This is a genomic window from Micromonospora sp. NPDC085948, assembly GCF_040686315.1.
Classification (GTDB): domain Bacteria; phylum Actinomycetota; class Actinomycetes; order Mycobacteriales; family Micromonosporaceae; genus Micromonospora.
The window spans coordinates 884,301-906,221 of sequence record NZ_JBFBJW010000001.1; the positions used below are offsets into that span (position 1 = coordinate 884,301).

The 21,921-nt window shown below is 71.7% G+C and carries 19 protein-coding genes; 10 read left to right on the plus strand and 9 right to left on the minus strand.

Annotated elements, in window-relative coordinates:
- Window positions 1-22: 22 nt before the first annotated feature.
- Together AB0O48_RS04235 and AB0O48_RS04240 are read right to left on the minus strand one after the other, a co-directional pair.
- Window positions 23-367, minus strand: a complete 345-nt coding sequence (locus AB0O48_RS04235) for a hypothetical protein (RefSeq protein ID WP_357572056.1) — start codon at window positions 365-367, stop codon at window positions 23-25.
- A complete protein-coding gene (locus tag AB0O48_RS04240; protein WP_357240948.1) occupies window positions 364-756 on the minus strand; it encodes a YbaB/EbfC family nucleoid-associated protein in 393 nt (130 codons plus the stop codon). The genes AB0O48_RS04235 and AB0O48_RS04240 overlap by 4 nt, the downstream gene beginning before the upstream one ends.
- 152 nt (window positions 757-908) lie before the next feature.
- Between AB0O48_RS04240 and mycP (AB0O48_RS04245) the strand changes: the two genes are divergently transcribed.
- Window positions 909-2,204 (plus strand): type VII secretion-associated serine protease mycosin, encoded by a 1,296-nt coding sequence (mycP, locus tag AB0O48_RS04245; RefSeq protein ID WP_357572055.1) that lies wholly within the window; start codon window positions 909-911, stop codon window positions 2,202-2,204.
- A 115-nt stretch (window positions 2,205-2,319) separates the two neighbouring features.
- Here mycP (AB0O48_RS04245) and AB0O48_RS04250 read toward each other — a convergent pair whose 3' ends face one another.
- From AB0O48_RS04250 to eccB, 3 genes are all read right to left on the minus strand, one after another.
- Window positions 2,320-2,607 (minus strand): WXG100 family type VII secretion target, encoded by a 288-nt coding sequence (locus tag AB0O48_RS04250; protein ID WP_357240941.1) that lies wholly within the window; start codon window positions 2,605-2,607, stop codon window positions 2,320-2,322.
- Window positions 2,608-2,625: 18 nt separating this feature from the next.
- Window positions 2,626-2,955, minus strand: coding sequence for a WXG100 family type VII secretion target (locus AB0O48_RS04255; RefSeq protein WP_357240938.1), 330 nt, complete (start codon window positions 2,953-2,955; stop codon window positions 2,626-2,628).
- Window positions 2,956-3,117: 162 nt separating this feature from the next.
- Window positions 3,118-4,545, minus strand: a complete 1,428-nt coding sequence (gene eccB, locus AB0O48_RS04260) for a type VII secretion protein EccB (protein WP_357240935.1) — start codon at window positions 4,543-4,545, stop codon at window positions 3,118-3,120.
- A 137-nt stretch (window positions 4,546-4,682) separates the two neighbouring features.
- On the opposite strand from eccB, the gene AB0O48_RS04265 reads away from it, so the two are divergent.
- On the plus strand, window positions 4,683-5,474 hold the full coding sequence (locus AB0O48_RS04265; RefSeq protein ID WP_357572054.1) for an SUKH-3 domain-containing protein: 792 nt from the start codon (window positions 4,683-4,685) through the stop codon (window positions 5,472-5,474).
- A 73-nt stretch (window positions 5,475-5,547) separates the two neighbouring features.
- Here AB0O48_RS04265 and eccD read toward each other — a convergent pair whose 3' ends face one another.
- Window positions 5,548-6,936, minus strand: a complete 1,389-nt coding sequence (gene eccD, locus AB0O48_RS04270; protein ID WP_357572053.1) for a type VII secretion integral membrane protein EccD — start codon at window positions 6,934-6,936, stop codon at window positions 5,548-5,550.
- Between the two features lie 136 nt (window positions 6,937-7,072).
- On the opposite strand from eccD, the gene eccCa reads away from it, so the two are divergent.
- The 5 genes from eccCa (at window position 7,073) to AB0O48_RS04295 (ending at window position 15,670) form a co-directional block, all read left to right on the plus strand.
- Window positions 7,073-11,029, plus strand: coding sequence for a type VII secretion protein EccCa (eccCa, locus tag AB0O48_RS04275; RefSeq protein WP_365062857.1), 3,957 nt, complete (start codon window positions 7,073-7,075; stop codon window positions 11,027-11,029).
- 109 nt (window positions 11,030-11,138) lie between these two features.
- On the plus strand, window positions 11,139-11,756 hold the full coding sequence (locus tag AB0O48_RS04280; RefSeq protein ID WP_357240923.1) for a hypothetical protein: 618 nt from the start codon (window positions 11,139-11,141) through the stop codon (window positions 11,754-11,756).
- 34 nt (window positions 11,757-11,790) lie between these two features.
- A complete protein-coding gene (locus AB0O48_RS04285; RefSeq protein ID WP_357240920.1) occupies window positions 11,791-13,566 on the plus strand; it encodes a hypothetical protein in 1,776 nt (591 codons plus the stop codon).
- A 101-nt stretch (window positions 13,567-13,667) separates the two neighbouring features.
- Window positions 13,668-15,071 (plus strand): type VII secretion-associated serine protease mycosin, encoded by a 1,404-nt coding sequence (mycP, locus tag AB0O48_RS04290; protein ID WP_365062859.1) that lies wholly within the window; start codon window positions 13,668-13,670, stop codon window positions 15,069-15,071.
- 17 nt (window positions 15,072-15,088) lie between these two features.
- Window positions 15,089-15,670, plus strand: coding sequence for a hypothetical protein (locus tag AB0O48_RS04295; RefSeq protein WP_365062861.1), 582 nt, complete (start codon window positions 15,089-15,091; stop codon window positions 15,668-15,670).
- Between the two features lie 26 nt (window positions 15,671-15,696).
- Here the strand turns inward: AB0O48_RS04295 and AB0O48_RS04300 are convergent, their stop codons facing one another.
- From AB0O48_RS04300 to AB0O48_RS04310, 3 genes are read right to left on the minus strand one after another with little or no spacing between them, the layout of a single operon-like run.
- Complete coding sequence (locus AB0O48_RS04300) at window positions 15,697-16,956, minus strand: SseB family protein (RefSeq protein WP_365062863.1); 1,260 nt, start codon at window positions 16,954-16,956, stop codon at window positions 15,697-15,699.
- Window positions 16,950-17,435: an SUKH-3 domain-containing protein gene (locus tag AB0O48_RS04305; RefSeq protein WP_357572050.1), complete on the minus strand. Its 486-nt coding sequence runs from the start codon at window positions 17,433-17,435 to the stop codon at window positions 16,950-16,952. Before AB0O48_RS04305 ends, AB0O48_RS04300 begins: the two co-directional genes overlap by 7 nt.
- Window positions 17,432-17,842: a YwqJ-related putative deaminase gene (locus AB0O48_RS04310; protein ID WP_357240908.1), complete on the minus strand. Its 411-nt coding sequence runs from the start codon at window positions 17,840-17,842 to the stop codon at window positions 17,432-17,434. The genes AB0O48_RS04305 and AB0O48_RS04310 overlap by 4 nt, the downstream gene beginning before the upstream one ends.
- A gap of 152 nt (window positions 17,843-17,994) precedes the next feature.
- Between AB0O48_RS04310 and AB0O48_RS04315 the strand changes: the two genes are divergently transcribed.
- From AB0O48_RS04315 to AB0O48_RS04325, 3 genes are read left to right on the plus strand one after another with little or no spacing between them, the layout of a single operon-like run.
- Window positions 17,995-19,674 carry a right-handed parallel beta-helix repeat-containing protein gene (locus AB0O48_RS04315; RefSeq protein WP_357240905.1) on the plus strand — a complete coding sequence of 560 codons (1,680 nt, stop codon included), beginning with the start codon at window positions 17,995-17,997 and terminating at the stop codon, window positions 19,672-19,674.
- A gap of 32 nt (window positions 19,675-19,706) precedes the next feature.
- On the plus strand, window positions 19,707-21,221 hold the full coding sequence (eccE, locus tag AB0O48_RS04320; protein ID WP_365062867.1) for a type VII secretion protein EccE: 1,515 nt from the start codon (window positions 19,707-19,709) through the stop codon (window positions 21,219-21,221).
- A complete protein-coding gene (locus AB0O48_RS04325; RefSeq protein ID WP_365062869.1) occupies window positions 21,218-21,910 on the plus strand; it encodes a hypothetical protein in 693 nt (230 codons plus the stop codon). Before eccE ends, AB0O48_RS04325 begins: the two co-directional genes overlap by 4 nt.
- Window positions 21,911-21,921: the final 11 nt, after the last annotated feature.

Below are 21,921 nucleotides of genomic sequence, written 5' to 3' on the forward strand. Positions count from 1 at the left end.
CAGACCGCTCGGAGGTCGGACGTTACTTACCGTCGCCGCCGAACCACTTGTCGACCATGTCGTCGACCTCGACCGTGCCATCGACGGCGCTGAGGACGTCCGGTCCCAGCACCTTGATCAGGTCCACGATGGCCTTGCCCCCACTCAGGACGTTGGTGGCGGGGGCTTTGTCGCCACCCTCCAGGTAGTGCTTGTTGAAGCCTTGGCCCGGCTCGTCGGTGCCCCAGGGGGCGGAGGCGTTCAACGACGAGATAGTGGCGGCGTGCTGCGCCCAACGGCTGGCCAGTGTCGCGCCGGCGACGCCGAGCCGCTGGGCACCAGCCCGGGCGGCGTCGGGCTTGAGGAAAGTCTCGTCTGCGTCGGTCATCGGTCGTCCTCCCGTGGAAGTTCGCTGTCCAGCTGACGGAAGATGCCGTCCAGGTCGTGGCCCATGTACGCCTGGAACTGGCTGTCCGGCACGAAGGGCCGCATCAGCTCTTCGACCTCGGTCATCGCCTTCTCGGTGGCCCTCCGGATCGTCTCCGTGACGGTGGCGGAGAGTTCCTTCGAGTTTGGCCGGCGGTAGATGCGCGGGTCGAACTCCACCTTGACCACCTGACCACGCGGGCCGACCGTCACCGAGACGAAGCCGTCCTCGGAGGTGACGGTGGCGTTCACTGCCTTGAGCCGCTGCTGAAGGTCACCCACGCCCGAGCGCATCCGCTCGAACTGGGCCATCAGCTCGTCGGCCCGAGCGCGCAGTCCTTGCGTGTCCATGGCGTCCTCCCCCTGCACGTCCACGTGCCGCCGCAACCCGCCAACGGCGTGACACCTCGACCATACTGAATCGACGCGACATCGGGGATCCGGTAATCGTCCGAGGATCGTTACGATGCACCGGCGCCGTAGTGACGGGAGGTGAGCGCGGAATGGGTCTCGACCGTCGTACGTCCGCCGCTGCTCTGGTGGTGGCGCTGATGGGTTCGACAATCCTCGGCGTGCCGGTTCGGGCTGTCGCGGCCCCGGCGATCTGCAAGAACCCGAGCGATCCGGGTCAGGTCATCAGCGAGACGCCATGGCACCAGCGGTGGCTCGCGCCGCAACGGGTGTGGCCCTTCAGCACCGGCGTCAACGTCAAGGTGGCCGTCATCGACTCCGGCACCGACGACACCCACCCGCAGCTGAGCGGCAGGGTGGCCACCGGCTTCGATTCCCTGCGTGGGACACCCGGTGGCAACGTCGACTGTGTCTCGCACGGCACCGCGGTCGCCAGCCTCATCGCCGCCCGCCCGCAGAACGGCGTCGGCTTCCACGGCCTGGCCCCGGACGCAACGATCATCCCGATCCGGGTCAGCGAACGCGCCGGCAACGAGGGCGAGGAGGCGCGGGGTCAGAGTGTCTCCGCGGAGGTCTTCGCGCAGGCCATCCGCGGGTCGGTCGACGACGGTGCCGCCGTGATCAACATGTCCGTGACGCTCTACCGCCCCGACCCCGCCGTCGAGAGCGCGATCAAGTACGCGCGGGAGCACGACGTCGTGCTGGTCGCCGCTGCCGGCAACCTGCACCAGAACGGTGACCGTCCGGATCCGGTGCCCTACCCCGCCGCCTACGACGGTGTGATCGGGGTCGGCGCCATCGACCAGGAGGGCGTGCGGGTGAAGCAGTCGCAGGTCGGGCCGTACGTCGACCTCGTGGCCCCTGGCGGCGCGGTGGTGGCGGCGACCCGCCTCGCCGGCCACGACGTCTGGAGCGGCACCAGCTTCGCAACCCCGCTGGTGAGCGCAACGGCCGCCCTGATCCGTGCTGCCGAACCCGGCCTGCCCGCAGAGGGGGTCAGCCGCCGTCTCCTCGCGACGGTGGACCCGGCGCGTGGTGGCCCCGGGGAGGGCTACGGGCGTGGCCTGCTGAATCCGTACCGGGCGGTGACCGAACGGCTGACCAATGACGCGCCGGTTGCCCAACCCCCGATGCCCGACCCGTCGTTCGACGCGGCGGCGCAGGAGCGTTCGGAGCGGTGGAGCGTCTTCGGCCGGGTGGCCCTCTGGGTCGGGCTGCTGGTCGCAGTGATCGCGCTCGCCATCGGCGCGATGGCCTCCTTGCTGCCGCGCGGACGCCGGTTGCGGTGGCGACCGACCCGGCCGGCGGCCCCGCCGACTCCGGTCGGCGAGATCGACGAGCCCGAAGAGTTGTTCTTCCGGGTGCCCACCTCGCTGCCCCGCGGCTGACGGCCCGCCCGAGGCCGACACGCATCGTCACGACGCCCGGCAGTCGCGGCACAGACGACAGTGCGAACGACGATGGCCCGGCACGCGGCCGGGCCATCGCTTCGTACGGTCGGGCTCAGTCGCCGAACTTCGCCCGGTTCGCGGCCTCACGGGCCTGCATCCTGGCCGCCGACTCGCGCAGCGTCTTCTCGATGCGCCCGAGCAGGTCACGAAGGTCGTTCGCCGCCGCCTCCCAGTCGCTCTGCCGACGGAAGTACGCCTCGCGGGCGTCACCGTCCCAGGTAGCGAGCAGCGGCGCGATGCCCGACTTGAGCCCTTCGAGCTCACCCGTCACATTCCGCACGGCACCGCCGCAGCTGTCCGCGGCAGCGTTCAGTGCACCGAAGTTGTAACGAATTTCCATTTCGGAACTCCTCCCCCGTCAGAGCTTGAGCGCTGCGGTGATCTGACCGGCAGAAGCGCCGGCAGAGGTCATCTCGGACCGGAGCTCGTCGTCACTGACGTCGTAGTCCTTACCGGCGGACCCGACGGCCTCGGCGATCGCCCGCAGCGCCACGTTCAACCGGGCCATGTCCTCGTCGAACTTCGTCCGAACCTCCTGGAAGGAGCCGGCAGCGGCACCCTTCCACTGGTCGTACAGCGGTGCGAGCTGGTCCATCAGCTGGTTCAGGTTACCGGTGAGCCGATCCGCGACGGCATCTACGTCGCCCTCGGTCTTCACCATCAAGCCGGTGTCGGTACCCATCGACATGGTGAGTCACCCCCGTCCTCATCGATAGCCCCCCATCGCCGGGGGCAGCCTCTATTGTGGCGCTGACGCGCCATTGCTCTACGAACGGTAACGGGTCATGTCCAGCCCGCGCTAGGCCGGCCGCATTCAGACTCGCAACTACCTCCACTGTGGCAGCACCGGTCACTCCGGGTCCAGTGCCCGCTTCGCGTTGGTTGGGTCGAGCGCCGGGCCGGCCGGAAGCCGGACGACCAGACTCGCGGGCAGTTCGACGGGTCGCGCACCGCGGTAGCCGAGCATCTCCGACACCTCCTTCGACGCCAGCGGATACCGGTAGCCCAGGTCGGTCACCAGGCTCAGGGTGCCCGTCGTGATCTCCGGTGACGCCATGGCGGCAACCAGGACGCCGTACCCCGGCTCGATGACCACCCGGTCGGCGAGCGGGATGCCGTCGCCGGTCTGCTCGGCGGTGCGTACCGGCTCCTTCACCGGCTGCACCTGCGCGTCCAACAGCAGGGTCGGCTCATCCTGCCCCGGACGGTAGGCGGCGCAGATCGCCGGTTGATCACCGGTCAGCCGGGCGATGTCGGGGCGTTCGCCGGGTGCGCGGTGCCGCCCCTCGGCCGGAGGCGGCGCCTTGGGGGCCGCCGCGGCGGCCCCGGCCCCGAGCGTCAGGGCCTGAGGAGCCGACTCGCCCTGGTAGGACTGCCGTGTCTCCGGGTCCGCGAGCAGCACGTCTGCCTGCAGCGGAGTCAGCGGACGCAGCCGGTCGCGGTTGGCGAGGTAGTACTGACGGCTGCCGTTCTGACTCTGCACGACGAAGATCTGGCCGACCCGGGCGTCCTGCAGTGCGGCCGACGACTCGCCGCGGCCAGCCACGTCCTCGGAGCCGATCGGCTCACCGGCGGGCAACGCGTTCAGCCACGCCCCGCCAACCTCGACCACCGGTTCCGCGGTCATGGTCAGTCCTTCGAGGACGACCGCCTGGTTGCGGATCTCGTACCGGTGGTCGTGCCAGACCAGGTGCAACCGCTTGGTCGTGGTGTCCTTGACCAGCAGCGCCGTGTCGCCCATCTCGCGCCCACCGTTGGGTGCTCTACCGAGGGTGAGCACCGTCGTGGCCACGGTCCCACCCGCCTGGTCCCGCGCCGGCTGGGTGCAGAGCGTCCACGGGCCGGTGAGGATCCGTTTCGGGTCGGGCAGGGCGTCCGGTGCGTTCGGGATGCCGATCCGGGGCCCGCGCGGCGTACCGACAAGTGAGTTGCGGGAGACGGAGATGGTCGGCACCGCCGACCCCATCGCGAGCAGCGCGGACGAGTAGTTGACCACCGGGTGCAGGCGGCCGTCCCGGTAGACGTACCGCGTGCCGGTCTCCTTCTCCAGGATGACCGAGTCGGCCGACTTCCACTTGGTGGCGCCACCGGGGCGGAGCAACCCGTAGACGCCCACCGCGGCGAGGCAGAGCACCGCCACCATGATGCCCGCGAGGCCGGCGCCGCCGAGCCGCCGGAACGGCGCGGCCTCCGGATCAGGCTCGCGCGCCACGAGCGCGGACGTCATCCGCTGGACGAAGAACTGGTACGACTGGACCTGGTCCCGCCGTGACGGCATGGCACCTCCCCCTGGCGTACGGTCGGCACGGACAGGTGCCGGACCGCGGTGCCTACGATAGGCACCGCGTCGACCGCTGTGGTGCCGGCATCCGGCCGGGGCCGGTGACCAGGACGACCACGACGCGAGGAGTTCCGATGATCAGTCGTGACGAGGCACTGGCCCGAGCCCGTGAGTGGGCCGCCGCCGGCCACCCCGGTCCGCCGCCCGAGGTCGACATGTACGAGTTCGACCTCGGCTTCGTCGTCTCCCGCCGCGAACCCCGGCCAGAGCCGACGAACGGGCCACCCCGACCACCGTCGGCCACCGGACAGCCCACAATCGTCATCGACCGGGAGACCGGCGAGCTGTCCGAGTGGCCTTCGCTGGCCGGTGCGTCAATTGCCAAGCGTTACGCGCAGCGCCGCGCCGCCGAGGGCCGCTTCCCGCCGGACGTCCGAGCGGTACTGGACAAGGCCGGCTGGTTCCCCGGCCGCGACATGACCGCCTCCGTCAACAACTGGCTGACCCGCTTCGCCGACAAACTCGACGGCCTGGAGTTCTCCGCCGCCGCACGGGCCGCACTCGTCGAATTCGGCGGGCTACGCCTGCCCCAGTTCGGCGGATTCGGCGAGCCAGAAGAGGGCTACTGGAGCTACATCCACCCCACCCGCGGTGGAGTGCTCGCCGAGGATGCCCGCATCTTCACCGAGGAGTTCGACAACCCCGTCTACCCGCTCGGCAACAACGCCGACGGGCCCTCCGAACTCGTCATCGACGCCCAGGGGCGGGTCTTCATGCTGCACTGGGCCGACGACTTCTTCGTTGGCCCCGACATCGACTCCGCGATCGTCAAGCTCGTCCGCGGTGGCGACATGCCGGAGGCAAGCGACCTCACCTGGGACGAGCCGGCGCCCATGCCCGAATGGTACTCAGACCGCCAGCCCTGATCGAGCAGAGTCGGGTGATCGTCGGACGGGACGCGCAGCGTGGACGACCTCTTCGTCGGCGCCGACGTTCGCGTCAGCCGTTCAGCGCTCGCATGAACGCGTACAGGCCCAGCACGCTGCACGCCACCGGCACCACGGCCAACTGCAGCAGGATGTCGAGGGTGTCCCCGAGACGGGCCAGCCGGGGCGACGGGGCACGACGGCTGTAGGCGAGCCCGGCGCTGACCGAGATCCCGGCCGCGACCACCGCCACCGGAAGCACGGCCAGTACGCGTAGCCCGGTCCCGGCGTCGGCCGCGCCGACCAGGGGCAGCAGGGCCAACCCCACCAGACCCCCGGCGAGCAGCGGCACGCGGTGCCGCACGGTCGGCACCAGCCGGGCCCGCAGCAGGTGACCGAGCGCGACCACACCGGCCAGCAGCAGGGCGGCGACCGAGCCGTGGGCGGTCAGCACGATCAGGCAGCCGACGGTGACCAGGAACGAGCCGAAGATCATGCCGGTAAGGACCTCGTCGGCCCGGGCGGTGGCCTGATAGACCAGCTCGCGCCGGGGCTGCGGCTCGTCGCGCAGCAGGTCCTCGGCGGTGCGCGGCAGCGCCGGCATCGGCATCTTGCCGAGTCGTACGGCGAGCAGCGGCATCGCCGGCAGCAGCAGGGTCACCGCGCTGACCATGATCGCCGCGCCCTGCGCCGCGTCCATCGTGCCGAGGGCGAAGAGGCCGCCGAGCATGCCCCAGAAACCTGCGAAGACCGCCGCGACGAAGACCCGGGTCGCGTCGCCCACCCCGAGGAAACCGAGCAGGCCGGTGAGGAACAGGATGGCGGAACCGAGCAGCACGTGCGGTGCGCCGAGCGCCCAGACGGACTCGCCGGTCCCGATCACCAGGACGCCGCCGACGAAGGCGTAGGGCAGGCCGGCCGCGGCGACCACGGCCCCGGCGAGGGAGTCGGCCATCGCCCGGGACAGCACGATCCCGACCAGCAGCAGCACCCCGGCGGTGCCGAGGGCGATCACGCCGCCGAGCATGCCGGGCTCGTCGGACGTGACGATGACGACCAGGCCGAGCAGCAGCAGCACACCGGCGACGATCAGGCCCGTCAGCCGGGTCGCGAGCGGGCTCCAGGCCACCCCGCGTCGGCGGGCGCCGGCCGCGACGGCCTCCATCAGATCGTCGTACGCCAGCTCCGGCCAGTCGGTGCGGCGCGGCACGAGATGCAGCGTCTCGCCGTCCCGAACGTTCTGTACGGCGAGCGTACGATTGAGGTCCACAGTGGTGCCGTCGGTGCGGCGCAGCATCCAGCCACCGTGTGCCGTCCCGTCCGACGGGTGCTCATCCGCCTGCCGTAGGACGGCGGGGAGCAGCCCGACCAGCGGCAGATGCTCGGGTAGAGCGAGATCAAGCCGCCGGTTGGGGGCGACGACGGCGATGCGCGCGAGTCCGGTTCCGGCCTGGGTGACCACTGACGACCCCTCGAACGAGGAGCGGGCCGACGTGGCCCGCGGCTGTCATGACGAGAGAAGGCTACCTACCATGTGCCATGGCGCGGGCGCCGGTTCGGTCCGGTCGGGTCCGGACCCCAGCGGGGAGGTCTGATAGGTGAGCACGGTCGTCGTGAAACGCCCGGCCCGACAGCCGGAGCCGGAGTACCCGTCCGGCGAGGTCCTGCTGGAGGCGCCACCCGAGGTGCCCGCGCCCAGCGGGCGTGCCTGGGGCCAGATGATGATGATGCTGCCGATGCTCGCTGGTTCGTTCGCGATGGCGCTGATGTTCGCCGGCCGAGGCGGCAGCACCCTCGGTTACGTCACCGGAGGCCTCTTCGGCCTCTCCGCGATCGGCATGCTCGGCTCCCAGCTCACCAACAACTCCGGCGGCCCGAGCAAGCAGGAGATGCTGCAGAAGCGACGCGAGTACATGACGCACCTGTCGCGGCAGCGCCGGCGAGTGCTCAAGACGGTCCAGAAGCAGCGCGAGGCGGCGTTCTACCGGCATCCGGACCCGGACGCGCTGTGGTCGGTCCCGCTCGGGCCACGGCTGTGGGAGCGCCGGCGCGGCGACGTGGACTTCGCCACCGTACGCATCGGTCTTGGCCCGCAGGAGCTGGCCACGCCGCTGGTTCCGCCGCCCGCGACGTCGCTGGAGAAGCTGGAGCCGATGTGCGCGCTGGCGCTGCGCCGCTTCCTCACCACGTACGGCGAGGTGCCGGATCTGCCGGTGACGATGGCGCTCAACGGGTTCGCCCGGGTCCACCTGCGCGGTGACGACGAGGCGGTCCGAGGGCTCGTCCGGGCGGTGCTCGCCCAGGCCACCGCGTTCCACGCGCCGGACGACATGCTCGTCGCGGTCTGCGTCGCCGCCGACCGGCGGGGCGCGTGGGAGTGGACGAAGTGGCTGCCGCACGCGCTGCACCCGAGCCGCACCGACGCGCTCGGTCAGCTCCGGCTGGTCGCGCCCTCGGTCACCGGGCTGGAGGCGATGCTCGACGACGTGCTGGCCAGCCGGCCCCGGTTCAACTCGTCCGGTGGGTCCCCCCAGTCGGGCGGGCCGCATCTCCTGGTCGTCATCGACGGCGGCGACACCGCCGGGTCGGACCACCTGATGACCGAGGGTGGCGTGGAGGGCGTCACCCTGCTCGACCTCTCCAACCCGGCGCCGCGGGTGCTGGACCGGGCTCGGCTCGTGCTGGAGGTGGGCACCGACGGCCAGTTGCACAGCACCACCGTGGATGGTCAGGCGGAGATCGGGCGGGCCGACGGGTGCCGGGTCGCGGAGATCGAGGCGCTGGCCATGCAGCTGGCCCCGCTGCGTCTCTCGGCCGCGTCCCGCGGCGGCGACGCCCCGCTCACCAGCGAGCTGGGCCTGGCCGAACTGCTCAACATCGGCGACCCGTACGAGTTCGACATGGAACTGGCCTGGCAGCCCCGGCCCAACCGGGACCGGCTGCGGGTGCCGATCGGGGTGGGCGTCGACGGGATCCCGGTCGAGTTGGACCTCAAGGAGTCCGCGCAGGACGGCATGGGGCCGCACGGCCTGCTCATCGGTGCCACCGGTTCCGGCAAGTCCGAGCTGCTGCGCACGCTGGTGCTGGCGCTCGCCGTCACGCACAGCTCGGAGAACCTGAACCTCGTCCTGATCGACTTCAAGGGCGGCGCGACCTTCACCCGGCTGGACGCCCTGCCGCACACCAGCGCGGTGATCACCAACCTGGCCGACGAGCTGCCGCTCGTCGACCGGATGACCGACTCGATCAACGGCGAGTTGGTGCGTCGGCAGGAGCTGCTCCGCTCGGCCGGCAACTACGCCTCGCAGCGCGACTACGAGAAGGCCCGGGCCGCGGGTGCTCCGCTGGCGCCACTGCCGAGCCTGCTCATCATCTGCGACGAGTTCTCCGAGCTGCTCACCGCCAAACCGGACTTCATCGACATGTTCGTGCAGATCGGTCGGGTCGGCCGGTCGCTCGGCGTACACCTGTTGTTGGCCTCGCAGCGGTTGGAGGAGGGCCGGCTGCGCGGCCTGGACACCCACCTGTCGTACCGGATCGGTCTGCGGACCTTCTCGGCGATGGAGAGCCGGGTGGTGCTCGGTGCCACCGACGCGTACGAGTTGCCCCGTTCACCGGGCCACGGCTACCTGCGCTTCGGCATGGAACCACTGATCCGCTTCAAGGCCGCGTACGTCTCCGGCACCTACCGCAGCAAGACGGCCGAGGCGGTCGCCGCCGGTGACGGCGAGGAGCGGGTGCGGGAATACAGCACCGCCTACGTCGCGCCGCCGGTGACCCGTAAGGCCCAGGAGACGACGCCGGAGCCGGTCGACACGGGCGGCGACAGTGTGCTGGACATCCTGGTCGGCCGACTCACCGGACGGGGCGCGCCGGCCCACCAGGTGTGGCTGCCCCCGCTGTCGGATCCGCCGACGCTGGATCAGCTGCTGCCGCCACTGACCGCCGACCCCGCCCGGGGTGTGACGGTGGCGCACGCCGGCCTGGTGGGCGAGTTGCAGGTGGCCGTCGGCATCGTCGACAAGCCGTTCGAGCAGCGGCGGGACGTGCTCTGGTTCGACCTGGCAGGTTCGGCCGGCCACGCGGTGATCGTGGGCGGTCCGCAGAGTGGCAAGAGCACCGTGCTGCGCACGATCGTGACGTCGCTGGCGCTGACCCACACACCGCGGGAGGCGCAGGTCTACTGCCTCGACCTGACCAGCAACGCGCTCTCCTCGCTACGCGACCTGCCGCAGGTCGGCGCGGTGGCGACCCGCCTCGATGCCAGTCTGGTCCGCCGGACCGTCGCCGAGCTGCAACTGCTGATGGGCGAACGGGAGCGGCGGTTCGGCGAGCGCGGGGTCGACTCGATGGCCGCGTACCGGCGTGCCCGTCGGCACGGCCAGCACAACGACGACCCGTTCGGCGACGTCTTCCTTGTCATCGACGGCTGGTCCAGCATCCGGTCCGAGTTCGAAGATCTTGAGCCGACCATCAACGACATCGCCAACCGCGGTCTCTCCTTCGGCGTCCACCTGATCGTCACCGCGGGTCGCTGGATGGACCTGCGTCCCGCCGTTCGGGACGTCTTCGGCACCCGGCTGGAGCTCTGGCTGTCTGACGCGGGCGACTCCGCCCTGGACCGTCGGGCCGCGATGAACGTGCCGGAGAAATCACCCGGCCGAGGCATCACCGCCGATGGGCACCAGTTCCTCGCCGCCCTGCCCCGCACCGACGGCGCGCAGGAGGCGGACACCCTGCCCGAGGGGTCCCGCAAGCTGGTGAACGACCTGGCCGGCGCCTGGCAGGGGCCGGGCGCGCCGCCGATCCGCCAGCTCCCGCCGGTGGTCCCGCACGGCAGTCTGCCGGCCACCGGTCGCCCCGGGGTGCCGGTCGGCATCGCCGAGGTGGACCTGCAACCGGTGCACCTGGACTTCGCCGCCGACCCGCACTTCCTGCTCTTCGGCGACAGCGAGTCCGGCAAGAGCACCTTCCTGCGGGCGCTGGCACAAACGATCGTCGACCGCCACGAGCTGACCGAGGCCCGGCTGGTCATCGTCGACTACCGGCGCAGCATGCTCGGCGACATCACCAGCCCGCACCTGATCGGGTACGGCTCGTCGGCCCAGCTCACCGAGAAGATCATCACCGAGGTCGCCGCGGTGATGCGGGACCGGATCCCTCCCAACGACGTGACGCCGGACCAGCTGCGGGCACGCAGTTGGTGGAAGGGACCGGACCTCTACGTCCTGGTCGACGACTACGACCTGGTGTCGAGCGCGGGCAGCAACCCGCTGACGCCGCTGCTCGAATTCCTGCCCCAGGCCCGGGACATCGGCCTGCACCTGGTCATCGCCCGCCGCACCGGCGGTGCGAGCCGGGCGCTGTACGAGCCGGTGCTGATGCGGATGCGGGAAATCAGCACGCCGGGCATCGTGATGTCCGGTAACCGGGACGAGGGCGTTCTGCTCGGCACCGTCCGCCCCGGGCCGCTGCCACCCGGCCGAGGTTGGCTGGTCACGCGGCGGGAGGGCACCCGCCTCGTGCAGTTGGTGAACCTTCCGCCGCGGGCTTGAGCACACTACGGGGTTGCCCGATGACGCTACCCTCGGCCAGAGTGGACTGTGAATGTCGCGGCTCGGGACACAGCCGCGGTGTCGGCATGTGGACGAAACGGGGAGACAGATGGGCGACGAGTGGCTCGTCGGCGAGGACATCGACGTCGACATCCAGCAGCTGATCGACTTTGCCAAGGCCATTGAGAAAGAGCTGAACGAGCATTTCAAGCCCAGCTTCGAGAACGGTGTACGCCCCATGCTCACCGTGCAGGCGCCGTTCGGCGCGGGTGGGATGAAGGAGGGCGCGTTCTTCCGTGTCCGGCACGACGACAGTCGCGTGGCGGTGGGGAAGATGCTCGGTGACGCGATGAAGGGTCTGGTGTCGCTGCAGATGGCTGCCATGTCAATCGCCAGCGAATACCGCACCGGAGACGCGTTGGCCCAGGCCGACACGGACGACATCTACAACGCCTTCACCGCCGTCGATGGTCAGAAGACGCTCGACGACCTCTGGCGGCAGGGCGACGACAAGAAGACCTCGGACCCGGCGAAGGCGATCCCGCCGGAGGTCCTGGATCCGGAGGCTTACTTCGCCCCGGAAGCCAATAACAGTCAGGATCCGGAGGCGACGCCGGAAATCGACAAGTCGGAGACCATCGGCGAGGGCACCGGCGCCTATACGGTCCAGGGCGACAACGAGCAGATGTACGGCGACCAGGTGGCCCGCCCGGACCTGCGGTCCTGATGGTGGGCGGGGAACGGGACGCGGAGGAGCGGGGATGAGCGACAAATACTACGGATGGACGCCGAGCTACACCCCGGGTTACACCGGCGTCCCGGACGACTATGCCGCGGATCGGGCCGCCGGGGCCGCACCGTACGAACCCACAGCCTGGGACGGGCTCACGATCGAGACCATGTGGGAGCAGGCCCGCAAGGAGAGCGACGAGCGCACCGTCGCCCTGGCCGAGACCTGGCGGCGGACAAGCGTTCTGTTGCAGACGACACGGGAAAACCTCAAGCGGCACGCCGACTCGCTGGACGCCAAGTGGCGGTCACCGGCGGGCCGGGTCTTCATGGGCAAGGTCGGCGCTGCCCTCCACTCGCTTGACGAGTGGAAGGACGTCGCCGACAAGACGGCCAGCGGTCTGGAGCAGATCGCCAGCAAGATCCAGACGACGCAGACCGAGATGCGCAAGCTCTGGCTGGAATACAAGGCAGAGCAGGAGAACCAAGCCCGGCAGCGTAAGGAGGATGCCGAAAGCACCTCGCTGGGCGACATCTTTGGATTGAACAACCCCAAAACGGTCTCCGATGTGCAGAAAGAATTCCACGAGCGGGCGAAGAACATCGTCAAGCCGCTCGCGGACCTCTACATCGACGTCTACATCTCGAACATCTCCCGCGGCGGCACCTACAAGGGGCCGACGAACGCAGTCGTCATCAACCCGTCCCAGATCCCGCGTCCGTCTCGCCCGAAAGGACCGGTCGGGCCGGGCCCGGCGGCAGTCAACATGACCGCTGACGGGCGGATCCGCCAGGACCCGCCCAACCGGCCCGACGCGCCCAACCGGCCCGACGCGCCGAACCGGCCCGACGTGACAGCCCTGCCCACCCCAACGCCTCCGCCGGACGGCCTGCCCGACGGTGTGGGGCTCGCCGGCACCATTACCGCCCCTCCCCCGCCGCCGGGGCCGCCGCCCGTGGCGCCGCCGGTCACCGGCACGCCAGGAGTTCCGCCCCCTCCGACGCCGGTGCTGCCGGGCGGCCTGGGCGGTCCGCGTCCGAACGCGCCGAACACCGGCGGTCGGCCCGGCACCCCCCGCACCACGCTGCCGGGAGCCGGCGGTCCCACCCCGGGCACCCGTGGCCCGGCACCGAGCCGACCCACCCTGCCCGGCGCGAGCAACCCCGGCGGAAGCCCGCCCAGGCGCGGTGCCGCGCCTGGGCGGCCCACCCTGCCCGGCGGTGGTGGCAGCCCGGGCGGGAGCCCGGGGAAGGGCGCCGCGCCGAACCGACCCACCCTGCCTGGCAACACCGGTGCCGGCCGGCCGGGCGGATCCCGTCCCGGCGCGCCGGGGCTCGGTAACCGGTCGGCCCCGCCGGCCAGTCCGCGCCTGCCGGGCAGCACCGCCGGTCCCCAGCGCACAGGAGGCACTCCGGGCCGACCGGCGTCGCCACCGCCGAGCCTCGGCGGCCAGCGCGGCGGCTCTCCGGGTGCGGCTCGTCCGGCCACGCCGAGCACCGGCGGCACTCGTGCCGGTGGTGGCCCGCTCACCCCCGGCAAGGGCGCCCGTCCGGATCTCACCGGTCGCGGCGCGGCGCGTCCGGCTCCCACCACCGGGCCGGCGCCGTCGCTCGGCGGTCGCCGGGGCGGCCCGGCTGTCCCCGGCCCCCGCCCCGGAGCGCGCCGGGCGGAGGACGAGCAGGAGACCTGGGAGTACGGCGAGGGCGACGACGAGCTCTGGACCACCGACTCGGCCGCGGTTGGCACCATCGAGGCACCAACGGAGCACCGACCGCAGCAGCAGGGTAAGGCGCTCGGTCAGGGTTGACACACGGACGGGCCGGTCACCACACCATGGGTGGCCGGCCCGTACCATGCGGTGACCGTCCAACCGGCCGCTCGACGGCCCACAGAGGAAGGTACGCGCAGATGCGCCTCGTTCCCCGTCCGGCGTCCGCAGTGGCCGCACTGACGCTGAGCGTCCTGGCTGCCCTGGTCGTCCCGGTCGCGCCGGCACACGCCATCGACCGCAAGGACGCCTGGTACATCGACGCCCTTGAGCTGACCGAGATGCACAAGATCACCCAGGGTGAGGGCATCACGGTCGCCGTCGTCGACACCGGTGTGGACGCCAGCCACCCGGACCTGAAGAACAACGTGCTTCCCGGCGTGGACTTCTACGACGACAAGAGCAAGGGACATGAGGACCGGCACGGGCACGGCACCGCGATGGCGTCCCTGATCGCCGGGCACGGGCACGGCTCGGGTGGCAGCGAAGGCGTGCTCGGCGTCGCACCGAAGGCCAAGATCCTGCCGGTGACCGTGCAGGGTCGCGAGGGTGTGTCGATCATCGAGCCGGTCGCGATCGCAGCCGGGATCGACTGGGCGGTGGATCACGGCGCCGACGTCATCAACGTCTCGCTGAGCAGCTCCAACAACGTCGACCTCGACAGAGCGGTCAAGCGGGCGTACCAGAAGAGGGTGATCGTCGTCGCCGGCGTCGGCAACGAGAAGGACGTGATCATCGGCAGCCCGGCCAACCACCCCGGCGCGATCGCGGTGACCGGCACCGACCGCAACGGGCAACTGAGCAAAATCGCCCACATCCCGGCCGAGGAGACCGACCTCGCCGCGCCCGCTGACGACCTGTACGCCGCGGAGCGCAACGGGGGGTACAAGATGGCCGGCGGGAGCAGTTCCGCCACCGCGCTCGTCTCCGGCGCGGTCGCCCTGGTCAAGGCGAAGTACCCGGACCTCAAGTCGTACGACCTGTTCAAGCGGATGATGGAGACAAGCAAGGACGCCGGCAAGCCGGGTCATGACCCCGACTACGGTTGGGGGCTGCTCAACCTGCGCCAGGCGCTGACCGGTGAGCCGGACGGCCGTAACAGTCGTAGCCAGGCGGCCGAGGAGCCCGAGGCCGACCCGGACCTGGCCCGCGCGCGCGAGCAGAACTCAGGCGAACGGGACAACGAAGTCCTCACCTGGGTGCTCTCGTTCGCATTCATATTCGTCGTCCTCGCCCTCGTGGCGACGCCGGTCGTGCTGATCCTGCGACGGCGACGCCGCAAGCGGACCGCGGCATCCTCGGCGGAGGTTCCCACGCCGGTCGGGGCACCGACCGCGGCCGGAACGCCGTACCCGCCCGCACCGCACCTGCCATCCAGCGGAACGCCGTACCCGCCCCCGCCGCACCTGCCATCCAGCGGGACGCCGTACCCGCCCGCACCACAGCCCCCGGCACCAGCCCCGGGCGTGCCGCCGCAGGGCGGGCAACCGACCCACCCGACGGAGCCGACCGGCGAGGCCGGCTGGCGTCGGCCGGGCACCTGACGACGGACGGAGACGAGATGTCGACCCTCCCCCCCGGTGCCGTGCCGCCTCCCGGTGCCGTGCCGCCTCCCGGTGCCGTGCCGCCTCCCGGTGCTGTGCCGCCTCCCACCCCCGTACCGCCGCCGCAGTTGGGGGCCGTACCCCCGCCTGCCGGACCGTCCGGTGTGCCGGTGCCGGCGGCCGGGCGGCGGCCGGCGGCGGTGATCGCGGCGATCCTGCTGATGGTCCCCGTGGCCGTCACCTGGCTCGTCGCGGGCATCGCCTTCTTCGTGGCGATGATGAGGGCCGAGGGCGACGGCGTGTTCTTGATCATCATCCTCGGCGTGGTGGTCCTCGCGCTCTGCCTGCTGCTGGTGTTCATGACGGTGGTGGGGATGGTCTTCACCTGGCGCGGGCTGGGTCCCGAGGGTCTGCGGGTGCCGGCCAGTTTCACTTTCGGGCTCTTCGCCGTCTTCCTGGTCGGCCTACTCGTGACGGGCAAACTCGACTTCCAGCCGACGATGGTCACGCCCCTGGTCGTGGGTGGGCTCGCCGGGGTGGCGCTCGTCCTGCTGAAGAGTCGGCAGGCCAAGGACTGGTTCGCCGGCAATCGACGCTGACAACCAGCGTGGGAGCCGCTCCGCGGTCAGGTCGGCAGCCAGCGCCCGGTGGCCGCGTCGAAGCGGGCCAGCAACTCGTCCCGGCCGTCGTGGTGGAGGCAGTGCAGGCCCGTCCCGTCCGGCACGACAAGCGACTCCATTCGCGGCTGGCCGCGCCCCCAGTCCTCGGGCGTGTCCTGGTTGGGCTCCCACCGCAGCACGGCCGTCCACTCGTCGGACTCCGCGAACGGCGAGCCCTCGCCGAGCAGGCCGAGGCGCCGGTAGAGCCGGGCGGGGGTGTCCCGGCCCGGGCCGGCCCAGGCGTGCACCAGCCCGGCGGCCCGCTGGTAACCGTCGTCAAGGTAGGACGGCAGGTACCGGTGCGGGATCACCAGTTGCAGCCGGATCGGCAGGTCCGGGTCCGGATCGGGCTCGTCGTCCTCGTCCGGCGGCGTCCGCTGCGCCGGTACGCCCACCGTGGCCGGCTCGGCGTACGCGGCCGTCTCCAGGTGCTGGCGCTCCCCCTCGGCGGCGTCGGTGACCACCCGCCGTAGCTGACCAAGCCAGTCCCGGAGGGTTCGGACGGCCTCGCCGGGCAGCGTCGCCGCCAGCGGGGTGTCGGGGTTGAGCAGGAGCTGCCACGACGGGTCCGGCCACTGCTCGGCCAGGTGGAGGCTGCTGACCGCGACCAGGTCGAGGTCGCCGAGGGCCTGTCGCAGCCGCACCTCGGCGGTGAAGACCGGCAGGCAGGGCTGCCCCTGCTCGTCGGGGAGGCACAGCCACGGAAAGTCCGGATCGGACAGGTCCCTCGACTCGGACCCCCCGGGCCGCAGCGGCACCAGCAGCTCCGTGCGGAGCAGCGCCGCCATCAGGGCGTCCGGTTCCTGCCCGGCGATCGCGTCGCGCAGGTCTCGCTCGGCCTCGAGAGCGGGACCGGCGATCACGTGCAGCTCACCGGCGGTGACCTGCACGCCGATCGGCAGCCCGGCGTCGACCGCGAGCAGCCAGTCGTCGTCCGGCCAGCCGCTTGCCAGGTCCTGGACGCTGAGGGCGCGGTAGCTGACCGACTGGCCGGGCAGGCAGGCGGCGATCGCCTCGGGTGAGGTGAACGCGATGACGTGGGTCCGCCCGTCGTGCCGGCCCGTCGGCCAGGCCATCGGCGCGCGACCGGCCGCCGCCTCCGGTGACACCGGCAGCAGCAGCGGAGCGCCGGCCAGCGTCGCCAGGAGCGTGTCCCGGTCCGCGGCCTCGGCGGCGGCCAGCAGCGCACCCTCCGTCGGCGTCGCCGGCCGCCAGTCGATCACCACGTGCCGTCCTGGCGTACCCGGCGGGGTTGCCGGCCCAGCACCAGCGCGGTGATCGCCTCGTCGACGTGCTCGCCGAGGAACCAGTCACCGCCGTGGTCCAGCACGAACACCCGACCCTGATCGTCGATCGCGAGGATGCCGGTGCCGTCGCCCTCCTCGCCGATCGGTGTGAGCGGCGCCCCGATTGCCGCGGCGAGCGCGGCGAGGGTGTCCACCGACTGGCCTACCAGGAACGGATCCAGGTGGAAGGGGCTGGGCGCGATCTGTTCGCCGTCGCCCTGCGGGCGCACCAGCAGGCCGCCGAACTCGGCGTACGTCTCCACCGCGGCCCGGACGACGGTGTGCTGCCGTCCGTCCGGCGCGGCGCTGGCCGCCAGCCGCAGCGCCCACTGTCGCGCCCGGTCGTCGTCGCGGCGGCCCGGAACCCAGCCGGCAACCTCAAGCGTCTCGGCCACCAGGGATGGGAAGCGGTCGTTCATCCCAGCGCCTCCACGCCACACCAGTCCAGCAGCGCCGCGCACGAGCGGCAGGGCGGCTGCACCTCACCGTGGCGGGGGTCGCCCTCCTCCCGGACCCGGGTCACCCGCACCTTCGCCCCCCACAACAGCGCGCGGGCCCGGGCCGAGCTGATCGGCCCGCCGTCGGCCTCGGCCGCGTAGAGGCGGTCGGAGAGCAGCACGACCTCGGCGCACCAGCCGGCGAACCGCTCCCGCTGCCCGGTCGGCAGTTCGTGCAGGAACCGCCGGATCACCGGGTGCAGGTCGGGTGCCAGGTCACCGCGGACCGACGTGTGCGTGTGGACGGTTCCGTCGACCAGCAACGCACCCGCGGCGAGCGGCAACATCCGGGTTTCCGCCATCCGTCCTCCCGCTCCTGGTTCCGGCACTGCGTGTGAACCCGAGCCTAACGGCCCACCGCCGCATCGATCGGCCCCGCCATCGTGCACGATCGCCGGTCGCGACCACGGGGGCTCCCCCCGTGTCGACCGCCTGGGATATCGTCGGCCTAACCCTTCCGCTGCCGTATGAAGCCGGAGCCATGACGCGCACCCTTCTCGTCTCCCCGGACCAGCCCGGCGCGTACCCCACCATCGGTGACGCGCTCACGGTGGCGGACGACGACGCCGTCGTCTCGGTCAACCCCGGCACCTACTACGAGGCGTTGTTCGTCAACGACCGCGCGATAACCATCGTCGCCGCACAGGGCGCCGGCACCGTCACCATCGACGCCTCGTCCGGGGCGTACCCCACGGTGTCCTGCAACTCGGGCCGCCTGGAGCTGCGTGATCTGGTCCTCAAGGCCGGCGACGCACCTGTCGTGGCCGTGGACCGGGCGACGCTCAGCATGACCGGGTGCGAGCTGAGCGCCGGCTTCGGCCCGGCCGTCTCGGTGGCCAGCCGGTCTGAGTTCACGTTGACCCGCTGCCGGGTCACCGGCGCCCGCTACGGGCTCGTCGTCGAGGATTCCGACGGCACCGTGGACGGGTGCGAGTTCAGCGACCTCAGCGAGGACGGCATCATCCTCCGGATCGGCGCCGCCCCGACGATCCGCACCAGCACGATCACCCGTTGCGGCAGCCGGGGCATCTACATCTACCAGTACGCTCGGCCCACCATCGAGGCCTGCGACATCTCCCATACCGGGCACGCTGGCGTCGCGGTGGTGCAGCAGAGCGCCCCGGTGCTGCGTCGGTGCCGGATCCGCGACACCCGCGGCCCGGCCGTCTCCTTTGCCCGTGGCTGCCACGGCACGGTCGAGGAGTGCACCACCGAGAACACCGCGCAGCCGGCGATCGACGTGGCCGAGGGCGCCACACCGACCATCGTGGAGGGCACCACCAGCCGGCGGGCCACCTTCGGGGCCGAGGCGGCCCAGGCCAGCACCCAGCAGGACACCAAACGCACCGAGAAGCTGCTCGCCGACCTTGCGGCCATGGTCGGCCTCGAGTCGGTGAAGGAGGAGGTGCGTGGGGTCATCGACGAGATCCAGGTGAACGAGTGGCGGCGCAGCGCCGGCCTGCCGGTCGGCACGGTCAGCCATCACCTGATCTTCGCGGGTGCCCCCGGCACCGGTAAGACCACAGTGGCCCGCATCTACGGCGAGCTGCTCGCGGCGCTCGGTGCGCTGCCCGGCGGGGCCTTCCGGGAGGTGTCCCGGCGCGACCTCGTCGGCCAGTATCTCGGCCACACGGCGGAGAAGACGGCCGCGGCGTTCGACACGGCCCGAGGTGGGGTGCTCTTCATCGACGAGGCGTACACCCTCTCCCGCTCCTTCGGCAGTGGCGGCGACTTCGGCCAGGAGGCCATCGACACGCTTGTCAAGCTGATGGAGGACCATCGCGACGAGATCGCGGTCATCGCCGCCGGCTACACCGGGGAGATGCTCCAGTTCCTCGACGCGAACCCGGGTCTCGCCTCCCGCTTCGCCAAGACCATCGAGTTCGGCAACTACAGCCCCGAGCAGCTGGTCATCATCGTGGAGCGGATGGCCGGCGGCGACGAGTACCTGCTCGGCGACGGGGTCTCCGATCTGCTTCAGGCGCATTTCGCCACCATCGAACGGGACCAGAACTTCGGCAACGCCCGTGAGGCCCGCAAGCTCTTCGAGGGTGTACGTAAGGCGCAGGCGCAGCGGCTGCGCCAGTCCGGTCAGCGCCCCAGCCTCGACGAGCTGCGGACCGTGACGGCGGCCGACATCCGTGCCGCGATCGGTCGCTGAGCGGTGCCGGCCCAGGTGAGGAGGGACGTGCGGTGACGCATCCGGGTGCGGCACGGCCGGGTGAACCGGGTTGGCAGCACCATCCGGGTGCCCCACCGGCGCAGCAGATGCCACCCGGGCAACGGGTGGCAGCACCGCAGCAGACCGGCGTACCAGCGCCCCCGCCGACGGTGAGCTGGGCGGGCGGCGGCCCGGGGCAGACCCAGGCTGCGCAGCGCGGGCAGGGCCGGGCGGCGAGCGGGACCACGTACACCACTCAGGTGGCCGCCGGCGCACGGGCCGCGACGGCCGCGCAGACGACGAGCGTCGCGCCGGCCGCGAGGACTGCCGCGGCTCCCTCCGCCGCCGCTGACGTCCCGGCCACCGCCGCGGGCGAAGCCACGGCCGAAGCCGCAGCCACCCGGAGGGTGCGACCGTTCCAGCGCGGGCTCCGGGTCGGTGGCGTGAACGTCGCCCAACTGCTGTCGTGGCAGGTGGGGGCGGCGGCGGTGCTCACCGCCACCCCGCACGGCGTGCCGCTCACCGCCGCGGTGGCCGTCGTGGCGGTGCTGCTGCTCGCTCCGACGGTGATCCGGTTCCGGGGCCGGTGGCTGCACGAGTGGATTCCGATCTGGTGGGGCTTCCGGGGGCGGCGCCGGCAGCTCACCGGCACCGACGCGGAGCCGGCCCTGCGCCTGTTGACCCACCTGGAGCGTGGTGTCGAGTTGGAGATCGTCGAGATCGACGACCAGCCGGCCGTGCTGCTGACCCACGGGGGTGGGCTGAGCGCGATCTTCGAGGTCGACCCGACCGAGGGTGCCCTGCTGATGAGCGCTCCGCAGGCGCTGCCGTCTCCCGCGGCACTCCTACCGGCGGTCGACGAGAAGGCACCGCCGGTGGTGGTGCAGTTGCTGATCCAGGTGACGCCGGCACCACGTGCCCGCTCCGGCGCGGCGGCGGTCAACCGGGCGTACCGGGAACTGACGAACGGTGAGGTGCCCGCCAGCCGGCAGGCGTGGGTGGTGCTCCAGGCCGCGCGGACCCCCGATTTCCACGCCGACCACGACCTGCGCCCGACGCTCCTCGCGGTGATCCGGCGGACCCGGCGGCAGTTGCGGCAGGAGCGGGTGGCCGCGCGGATGCTGAACCGGGACGAGGTGCTCGTCGCCGTCACCACCCTCACCCACCTGACCGGTGGGGCGACCGGCGGGACGGGTGACCAGATGCTGGCCCGGGAGACCTGGCGGGCCTGGTCGACCCGGGGCGCGCAGCAGAGCTGCCACCGACTGCTGGACTGGCCCCGCGAGCCGTGGGAGGTCGATTCCTTGCTGCGGGGGCTCCCCGCCGCCGCCAGCGTGGTGTCGATCGCCGCCACCCGGCCCGACGGCGACGACCTCGCCGTGGAGGTGGCCTTCCGCCTGCTGGGCGCCGATCCGGCCGCACTGGCCGCCGCCGACCAGGCCCTGCACGAGGCGATCCGCCGCCATGGCGGCCGTCTGCAACGACTTGATGGCGAGCACGCGCACGGCGTGGCCGCCACGCTACCGCTCGGAGGTTTCCTGCGGTGAAGAGCGTCGCCTTCCCCGGCAGCCGGATGGGGTTGCACCGCACGGACACCGCCTCGGTCGGTGGCCTGCACGTGGTCGCCGGGGGCGGCGGCCTCGTCGTCGGTCGCAACCGGCAGCAGGAGCCGGTGGGGCTGCGTCTGTTCCGCGCCGAACCGACGCGGTTGATGCTGACCGGCGGCGTACGCTGCGCCGAGCTGCTCGCCTTCCGTGCCCTCGGGATCGGCGCCCGGCTGTTCATCCAGACCGCCCGCGAGCAGGAGTGGGACGCCTTCCTGCGGCGCTGCGTCATCGGCCGGGAGATCGCCTCGTTCCTTCCGCCGGGGGTCCCTCCGCCGACCGCGGCCACGCCGACCGAGCCGCAGCTCGTCGTGATCGACACCGGCCCGGTGACCGCCACCGACACGGGCCTCAGCGCGCCGTGGCGGGCCACCCTGGTGGTGCGCGACGATCTGAGTGGCTACGACGTCGATGTGCTGGTCCGCAGTGACATCGTGGTGCTCCAGCGGCTGACGGGGGCGGAGGCAGCGACGGCGGCGAACGCGTTGGGGCTGGTGAGTGTGCAGAGCTGGTTCACCCAGCTGCACCCGGAGATGATCGGCCTGATCACCAAGGGCAAGGTGCAGTGGGTCATGCTCAGCATGACTCCCACCGAACACCAGTTGATCGGTCCCGTCGCCCGCACCGGCTGATCGTCCGGCCG